This is a genomic window from Acinetobacter sp. UBA5934 (assembly GCF_002430855.1).
GTDB lineage: Bacteria > Pseudomonadota > Gammaproteobacteria > Pseudomonadales > Moraxellaceae > Acinetobacter.
The window spans coordinates 23,956-32,058 of sequence record NZ_DJDC01000202.1; the positions used below are offsets into that span (position 1 = coordinate 23,956).

The 8,103-nt window shown below is 42.0% G+C and carries 8 protein-coding genes and 1 pseudogene; 4 read left to right on the forward strand and 5 right to left on the reverse strand.

What is annotated here, in order from left to right:
* Nucleotides 1-22: 22 nt before the first annotated feature.
* The 4 genes and pseudogenes from B2Y23_RS15265 (at nucleotide 23) to B2Y23_RS15280 (ending at nucleotide 2,724) form a co-directional block, all read left to right on the forward strand.
* Nucleotides 23-523 carry a hypothetical protein gene (locus B2Y23_RS15265; protein WP_291371735.1) on the forward strand — a complete coding sequence of 167 codons (501 nt, stop codon included), beginning with the start codon at nucleotides 23-25 and terminating at the stop codon, nucleotides 521-523.
* Nucleotides 524-643: 120 nt separating this feature from the next.
* The gene (locus B2Y23_RS15270; protein ID WP_291355015.1) at nucleotides 644-1,024 is read left to right on the forward strand and encodes a hypothetical protein; all 381 of its coding nucleotides are present in this window, start codon (nucleotides 644-646) and stop codon (nucleotides 1,022-1,024) included.
* Nucleotides 1,025-1,117: 93 nt separating this feature from the next.
* Nucleotides 1,118-1,249: pseudogene (locus B2Y23_RS15275) on the forward strand (AbiH family protein); the annotation flags it as partial.
* 245 nt (nucleotides 1,250-1,494) lie between these two features.
* Nucleotides 1,495-2,724: an MFS transporter gene (locus B2Y23_RS15280; protein WP_291371737.1), complete on the forward strand. Its 1,230-nt coding sequence runs from the start codon at nucleotides 1,495-1,497 to the stop codon at nucleotides 2,722-2,724.
* 228 nt (nucleotides 2,725-2,952) lie between these two features.
* On the opposite strand, the gene B2Y23_RS15285 is transcribed toward B2Y23_RS15280, so the two are convergent.
* From B2Y23_RS15285 to B2Y23_RS15305, 5 genes are all read right to left on the reverse strand, one after another.
* Nucleotides 2,953-3,258 carry a DUF3817 domain-containing protein gene (locus B2Y23_RS15285; RefSeq protein ID WP_291371766.1) on the reverse strand — a complete coding sequence of 102 codons (306 nt, stop codon included), beginning with the start codon at nucleotides 3,256-3,258 and terminating at the stop codon, nucleotides 2,953-2,955.
* A 122-nt stretch (nucleotides 3,259-3,380) separates the two neighbouring features.
* Entirely contained in the window at nucleotides 3,381-5,531 is a 2,151-nt protein-coding gene (yccS, locus tag B2Y23_RS15290; protein ID WP_291371739.1) for a YccS family putative transporter, read from the reverse strand.
* Between the two features lie 166 nt (nucleotides 5,532-5,697).
* Nucleotides 5,698-6,246, reverse strand: coding sequence for a superoxide dismutase [Cu-Zn] SodC (sodC, locus tag B2Y23_RS15295; RefSeq protein WP_291371741.1), 549 nt, complete (start codon nucleotides 6,244-6,246; stop codon nucleotides 5,698-5,700).
* Nucleotides 6,247-6,361: 115 nt separating this feature from the next.
* Nucleotides 6,362-7,489 carry an AI-2E family transporter gene (locus B2Y23_RS15300; RefSeq protein ID WP_291371742.1) on the reverse strand — a complete coding sequence of 376 codons (1,128 nt, stop codon included), beginning with the start codon at nucleotides 7,487-7,489 and terminating at the stop codon, nucleotides 6,362-6,364.
* Between the two features lie 130 nt (nucleotides 7,490-7,619).
* Nucleotides 7,620-8,103, reverse strand: a 484-nt coding sequence (locus tag B2Y23_RS15305; RefSeq protein ID WP_291371744.1) for a ParA family protein, incomplete at its 5' end; no start/stop codon positions are given.

Consider the following 8,103-nt stretch of genomic DNA (forward strand, 5'->3'; position numbering starts at 1 on the left):
CACATATTTTTATGAGGGGTTTATGAGTTTACGACAATGTCCAGATTGTTTAAAAGAATATAGTTTAAGAGCGCCATCTTGTATTCATTGCGGCGCACCAAACGAGCATTTTCAAGCGGTTGCACAGCCTGTTTCAGAAAAAGACGATGATAATTCGGTATTGGGATGGATTCTTGCCATTATTGTTGGGGTGGGTACGGTTCTCGCAATGGTACCGGATTTGCGCGTTGAAGTTTTGAGGATGTTTGATCCCGATGCTGATGTGGTCACTGAAAATGAAATGCGTTCATGCGATTCAAAAGGGGCACAAAATCAGATGAAATCGGCTTTTGATCAAAGCCAATATGCTATGACTCTGAATTTAAAAGCGGTTGCAGTTCAAAGCACAACTTTAGAAACCGAATCAGGTAATGTATTGACCTGCCAAGCAGAAATCATGCTGAATAATAGTGAAACGGTACATTATATTTTTAACTTTACCGAGCAAGGTGATCAATACTTAATTAGTGGTCGTCCATCGTAAATAAATTAAAACCTAGGATCTAAAGCTGTTTGATCGGTGACTACATAACTGTTATCGAGTATGAAAAAAAGGCATGGCATCATAGGTGCAATGTCTTTTTTTTATGGGGGAGATTTCCCAATGTTACGTTTACTCTCTACCTCTATAATTTGTTTGGGCTTAATGACGACGGGCTGTGCTACGACCAAGAAATTGGCGTCTAAAGTGAATATTGGTTCATCAGATACGCCTTTGCAACAAGTCCTGAAAGAAAGACCTGACTTGCGTAAGGGTTCGGCAACGGTTGAAATTCGTCAATTTTTTAATAGTGTAGAGTCACCGACTGCGGCACAGGTGAAAGTGACTGAAACAGGTTTAAAAGATGATTCAATTCGTTCGATGCGTACAGTTTATAGTTTTAAACTGGTGGATGGCGATTGGAAGAAGGTGGATACCGAGAAGTCGTATCAATGCATGCGCAGCAAAAACACAAAGGCTTTCCAGAAAGCGAAATGCTCTTAATAAATCTTTGATTTATGGTTGAAAGTTAGGCTGCTTTGCTGCATAAAAAGCGTATCGATTGATGCGCTTTTTTGCGTTTGGGTAATAAGAACAATGAATATTTTAATTGTGGGAAATGGATTTGATTTGTCGCACTATTTGCCGACCAAATATGATCATTTTATGTATGCTATGAAGCAAATAGAAAGATGGAACATTGAAAAAGGCTGTATGGGCTTTAAAGACAAGAAAAACGGTCTCTGCTAAAATATACCTACTCAACCAAGTAAGTATATTTGTTTGAGCCAGATATATCTCACGAAACACTTTTATCTTCTTAGACAGCTTGTGAATACGTTGTTTTAAGTCACTTATAACTCAGTGCATTTCCGAAATTTAATTTAAACATTCAATGCTTGTCATTGAGCTGACGCTTCTCCCCCTAAAAATAGTGCGTAGCTCTACAAGCGTTAAATATATGTAGAAAAACAATGCAAAAAGTTAAAACTGCCACCTTAAACCGTGCCACGCTGATGTTTCCATTGGCATTGGTGCTGTTTGAATTTTCCGTCTATATCGGCAATGACTTGGTCCAGCCTGCCATGCTCGCCATTACCAAAGACTTTGGCGTAAGCAGTTCATGGGTACCATCTTCCATGTCGTTTTATCTGCTCGGCGGGGCATGTGTGGCCTGGTTGCTGGGTCCATTGTCCGACCGACTGGGACGAAAAAAAGTGCTGCTCGCAGGGGTACTGTTTTTTGTATTGTGCTGCCTACTGATTTTACTGACGAAAAATATTGAAAGCTTTTTAGCCTTACGCTTTTTACAAGGGATAGGCTTAACCGTTATTTCCGCTGTCGGTTATGCTGCTATTCAGGAAACCTTTGAAGAACGTGACGCGATTAAAGTCATGGCGCTGATGGCCAATATTTCACTGCTTGCGCCATTACTCGGCCCTGTGGTGGGGGCATTTATGATTGATCATGTGTCATGGCATTGGGGTTTTATTGGCATTGCTTTGTTGGCTTTTTTAAGCTGGTTTGGGCTTAAAGCCAAAATGCCCGATACAAAGGTGAGCATTCCAAAACAGCCGCTCAGTTATATTTTGGATGACTTTAAACAGATCTATAAAAATAAACGTTTTTTAGCCATGACTTTAGCCTTGCCGATGGTCAGTATGCCATTGATGCTATGGATTGCACTTTCACCAGTGATATTGGTGGAAGAGTTGGGTTTTAGCAGCATGCAATATGGCCTGGCACAATTTCCAGTTTTGGGTGGATTGATTGTCGGTAATATCGTGCTGATTAAAATTATCGACAAACTGGCGTTGGGAAAATCGGTGCTGATAGGCTTGCCGATCATGTTACTCGGAACCCTAGTGTTACTTGCCGGGATGATCTGGCAGGATGATCTGATCTGGTGCTTAATTGCAGGCATGGCCTTAATCAGCTTTGGTGAAGGCATCAGTTTTTCAGTGCTGTACCGTTTTGCATTGATGTCATCGGAAGTTTCCAAAGGGACTGTTGCAGCCGCCATTTCGATGCTGTTGATGTTCAGCTTCTTTATTATTATTGAACTGGTTCGGATGATGTATGAGCAATACCATCTTTGGGCTTATGCGGTGGCCTGTTTTATTTTAATTGCGCTGTGGTTTAGTTTCCCGAGAGCGATGCTGAAAGAGATTTTAAAAGAACGTAAACAGAGTGGGACGTTTTAGGAAAAGCTCCTTCTCCCTGTGGAAGATGAGGAATATTCCGCAAGGCGAGAGGTTAATCATAATTTTACCTCTCCCTTGCGCAGCAGGGCTGCTCATCTCCTGAAAGGAGGGGAATATACCGCTTTGAAATAAGCATTTTCTTCTTGTAGAAGATGAAACATATTCTGTAAGGGATGAGCGGGGGAGCCTTATTATTCGCTAAAAAGGAAATAGCTCTTAAATAAAAAACTATGCCTTTGATTCAGCGATCGGCTGTTCAAAGCGCTTTAATTTGCGATCAAAAACAAAAGTGCCAAACGGTAAAATGGATGCGATTAAACCCAAAATAAACATGCTAATTGACCATTTCTGTCTTTCGCACACAGTAAATAAAACAATTAAAAATAGAATAAACAGTACACCATGCCCCATACCGATATATTTCACTAAAATTGGATTATCCAGCATATATTTCATCGGCATCGCGATAAAAAGAAGCAGCAGAAAGGAAATACCTTCTAAAAGACCGACAATACGTAAAGTTTGAATATTCATGGTCATGTTTAAATCAATGAGAATGAACCCCTGAGTGTACTTAATATTGCCGCAGGGGTGAATTAAAATTTGATGTATTTTTAAAATATATCAAATACTTATAACCAAGCATTTAGCTCGGATTATTTTATTTCCTGCGTCCATAATTCGGTTCTTAGCTTTAACAGTTCAGGCAGTGTTTCGAGTAATAAGCTAATCTGTTTCAGCACCAGTAATAAATTTTCAGACAGGTTTTCTTGCCCACTCATTTGCTTAATTTGATTGAGCTTGTCTTGAATTTTGTCTGAATCTAAAGGTTGTTGCTGTAACAGTACGGCGAACAAAGTGTCTTTACACCACAACATTAAATCCAGTACTTGTGCATCCTGAACTTGCTCGCGGTGACTACCCAAAGCCGAAACATAACTGAGCTGACTGTGGCTATACACCAGATAGCGAAAGGCGGAATGAATCAATGCCTGATTGGGATTTGGTTCAGTACTGAGACTGGAAATCATGCTGGACAGTTCGATTTGCGCATTGTGGGCGGTACGACGCGCACGACGGTAATCCAGACTGTTGTTTTTACCGAATTGGTACTGCTTTACTACCGCATCGAAATACTCTAGTGTCGCTTGATTGCCCTTTTTGATGGTGCTGGAAATATTGCGGAAGTTCCAGTCGGGCCAGATAAAACTCACCGCAAACCAGGCAATCAGACAGCCTAAAAGGGTATCAATAATGCGCGGTAAAATGATGGCATAACCGGCACCTTTTAAGTTGAAAATCAGCAGCACCATTAAGGTGGCCATCAGTGTCGCCATGGCATATTTTTTGGAGCGCAGATAGAAAAAATACACCCCGAAAATAATGGTCAGTACCAGTTGGCCTTCAATACTGGGCACAAAATACAATAGTGGAATACCGAGTAGTACCCCTAAAACCGTGCCTAAAGTCCGCAGTTTTAAACGGCTTTTGGTGGCGAAATAACTGATCTGGCAGACAAATAAACTGGTGAGTAAAATCCAGTAGCCATTTTTAGCAAATGGCATTAAGGAGATGGCATAACCCACGGCAAAAACAAAGGCAATCCGAACTGCATGCCGGAACAGCGCTGAATTTGGGGTGAGATGTTGTTTCAGCTTGAGCCATAAATCCGGTAGATCATGAATATCATCATCCAGCAGATTCAGGTTTTCCTGATGCTGTAAATAATTCTGACGATAATTGTTTTGCTCATGACTTAAATTTAAAAACTGTTCCTGAATTTTTTTCAAATTACGCAAAATCAGCAGCAGGTTTTTCACTTCTAAATTCTGCGGATTTTCAGCTATCCATAAATTAATCGAGTTTTCTAAATTGGCGATGGCAATATCCGTATCTGGATTCGATTGGTAACGTTGATGGGCGAGAATATCCTGCGCCAGTTTTTGACAGGACAGAGCATGCAGTTTTACATTCTTTTGAATCCGGAAAATCAGGTCGGTACGGCTAAAGTTTTGATGAATATTTTCGTAATGTAGATAGTTTGATGTTGCCTGTTCATGAATGTCTTGCGCCAGAAAATACAAATTGAGCCAGTAAATGGTGTTTTTATTGGCACGCGAAGCTTTTAACCGGGTCAGTAAGGATGCCTTGGTGGTATTCAGGCTTTGCACCACTTCACTGTTTTTCAATGAAAGTTCATACAGCAGCGGTTCAATATTGTCGGTATTATCGGGATCAAACAGACGGGCTTTAGCCAACAGTAACTCAGCAATGGCATTGAAATTGGCAGCCAAATTGTCTTGTACAGCCTGTGTGGGTTTGAGCAAATAAAAGATAATTGAGGTCAGGCCATACCACAGCGCACCCAGTACAAAATAGCTCGGCTGCTGATACCACTGGCTATATTCACCCAGTCCAAACATGGTGTAAATAGACAGCAAAATAGTACCGAAGGAAATGGTGGCATAACGCTGTCCCAGTGCGCCCATTAAAATAAAAGCGGCACTAGAGAGGGATAAATACAGAATAAAAAGTAGTTTATAAGGATAAAGAAATTCAAGAATACTGCTGACGCCAAAAAACAGAATGCAGACATAGACCAGATTGCGCAGGCGAATACTCAGGCGGTCATCAAAGTCGGTCAGGGCAGTAGCAATGGCACCCAGCGTCACCGGAACAATTAAGGACTCATAACCTAAAAATAATAAAGCTAAGGTGGTTCCAGTCAGAACAATGAAAATTTGCAAGCAGTAGATCAGAATGGAATTGGATTTAAAGCGTTGAATGAAGTCTTTCAGGCTATTCACGATTTTTCTAAAGATCAATTATTGTGAGAATACAGCGTGAGCTTTTTTATCTGTGCTGTCAATTTAACCTCGTTAGCGTGGCGCAATTTAATCTTTTATGTTTAAGCTTATAACAAAAAAAGCAGGCAACATGCCTGCTTTTGTAGTCTATGATTTTGTGGGCAAGTTATTGAATCACACCACAGGCAATTCGGTCTCCGCCACCGCCTAAAGGTTTGGGCTGATCGGCATAGTTGTCCCCACCGGCATGGATCATAATCGCCAGGCCTTGAACATCAGCCAGTTTTAAACGTGGCGCAACCAGATGTTCTTGGGATTTACCGGAAGCATCCACCGTAATAAGGGGTAAATCACCCATATGACCAGTGAGAGGCGTGCCATGATGTGGTGCCTGATTTGGGTTGAAATGTCCACCAGCGGCAAGAGCTGCACCCACTTTGCCATCTTTTTCGGCTGGGCCACAGAAACCTTTTTCATGAATATGGAAACCGTGAGGTCCAGGTGGCAGATCACGTAAATTGGTATTAATCACCAGCCCGGACGGGCTATCCAGTAATTCTACTGTTCCGATCTTATCACCGATCCCTTGTGCGGTTACGGCATTGACCGTTACACGGTGACCTGTATGTTCCTCTATGGGCATGGGGCCTGTACAACCGGCCAAGAATATTGCACCCAGTGTTGCCATTACACTTTGTTTGAATAGTGTTTTCATAACCAGAAACATCCTGATGTTCTTATAATTGGCACCATTGAAACAAAGTAATCCATACAAGACCATGTGATTTAAGTATTGGAATGTATAGGTTTCTTAACTTAAGCTTGCCAACTTAATTAGGATGACGGGTTTCATTGTCAATATCATGGGCGAGCGTGGCTTTGGGCATCATCAAACCTTCAGTTTCATTGTTTTCATGCAGCCATTCACGCCAAATTGCCAGTAATACGGCCAAAATGACCGGACCTATAAATAATCCCACCATACCAAAGCTGGCCAGACCGCCCAGTACCCCAAACATAATCAGCAGGAAGGGAATCTGGGTAGCGCCGGAAATCACCAATGGACGAATCACGTTATCTGCGGTGCTGACAATACACACGCCCCATGCCATAACCCCAATCGCCTCAACAGTTTGTCCCTGAGAAAATAACCACAGCGAAATAGAAGTATAGGCAACCGGAGGTCCAAAAGGAACCAGTGCCAACAGGAAGGTGATAATGGTCAGTACCATCGGATTAGGCACACCGGCCACAAAATAGCTGATGCCTGCCAGAAACGATTGGGCAATGGCGGTCAGTCCTACACCATAGACCACGGCACGGGTGGTTTCAGAAATGGTCTCTAAATAATGATGAATACGCGGACCAATCACCATTTCCAGGGCTTTGCTGACCTGATTTAAAATGGTGTGACCATCACGGTAGAAGAAAAATAGCGACATCATCGCAAAGCAGAGCTTGATCATGTTTCTACTGACTTCGTTCAGTACTGCTTTACCATAATTTAAATGACCCTGAACCCATAAAGAAACTGACTGAACAATACTGTTCGGGTCCTGATTAATTTCTCTTAAGGTACGTGAAATTTCTTTGCCAATAAAAGGCAGCTGCCGAACAAAGTCAGGCACATTCAGATGACCGGAAAAGACCTGTTTCTGTAATTCGTAATACAGATTTCGCCCTTCATGTTGCAACATGAAAATTGCAAAAATAATCGGTAAGCCCAGAACTAAAACCACAGAAAGAATCATTACTGTGGCACTCAGGGTAGGACGCTGTCCACACATGCGTAATACTGACTGATACAGCGGCCAGGTGACATAGGCAATAATTGCCGCCCAAACCACAGGTACAATAAAATATTTGAGCACATGAAAACTCAAATACATCAGGACAAAAAACAGTCCAAATAATAAAACCTTTTGTAATGTGGGCGCGTAATGTTGCACTGAATTCACTGACTATTCCTAAGTTCGGAGTCCATCTTAACCGAAAAAAAAGCTCCCGAGAACGAGAGCAGGGTAAGTTGTGATGAATATTTATTGCACGTTTCTATACTCAAGCTTTCATGGTATCAATTGAATGCAATTAGAACCAGGCACTGGGATCATCAACAATCGCATTTAACAGCGGTTGCCATTGTTCTTGCATGGCCAAATAGTTTTTTTGGGTTTTATCAAAAATGCTGAGTCCATGCATGGCCAGCTGGGCATAGGCCGTTCGCTCGGAAATCCAGGCTACCGGCTGCTGTTCGATTTTCTGGAAAAAATCCTGTATATCTTTAGAACTGGCACTATTGGCTTTGACCCGGTTGGCTAACAGTAAAATCTGCACCTTGCCTTTTCGGATACGCTTAATATCTTGTAAGTGTTTAAGGAAACGGCGCGTACTTTCAGTATCAAAAAAGGAAGGCTGTAAGGGAGTAATAATGGCTTGCGCTTCACTAACCAACTGTTCGGCATGTTCGCCAGATAAAGCTCCAGGGGCGTCCACAATCAGATATTCGATATTTTTAGGCACATCACCAATCGATTTTTCCTGACGCCAGTCCAAGCTTTGTATAGGCGCCGCA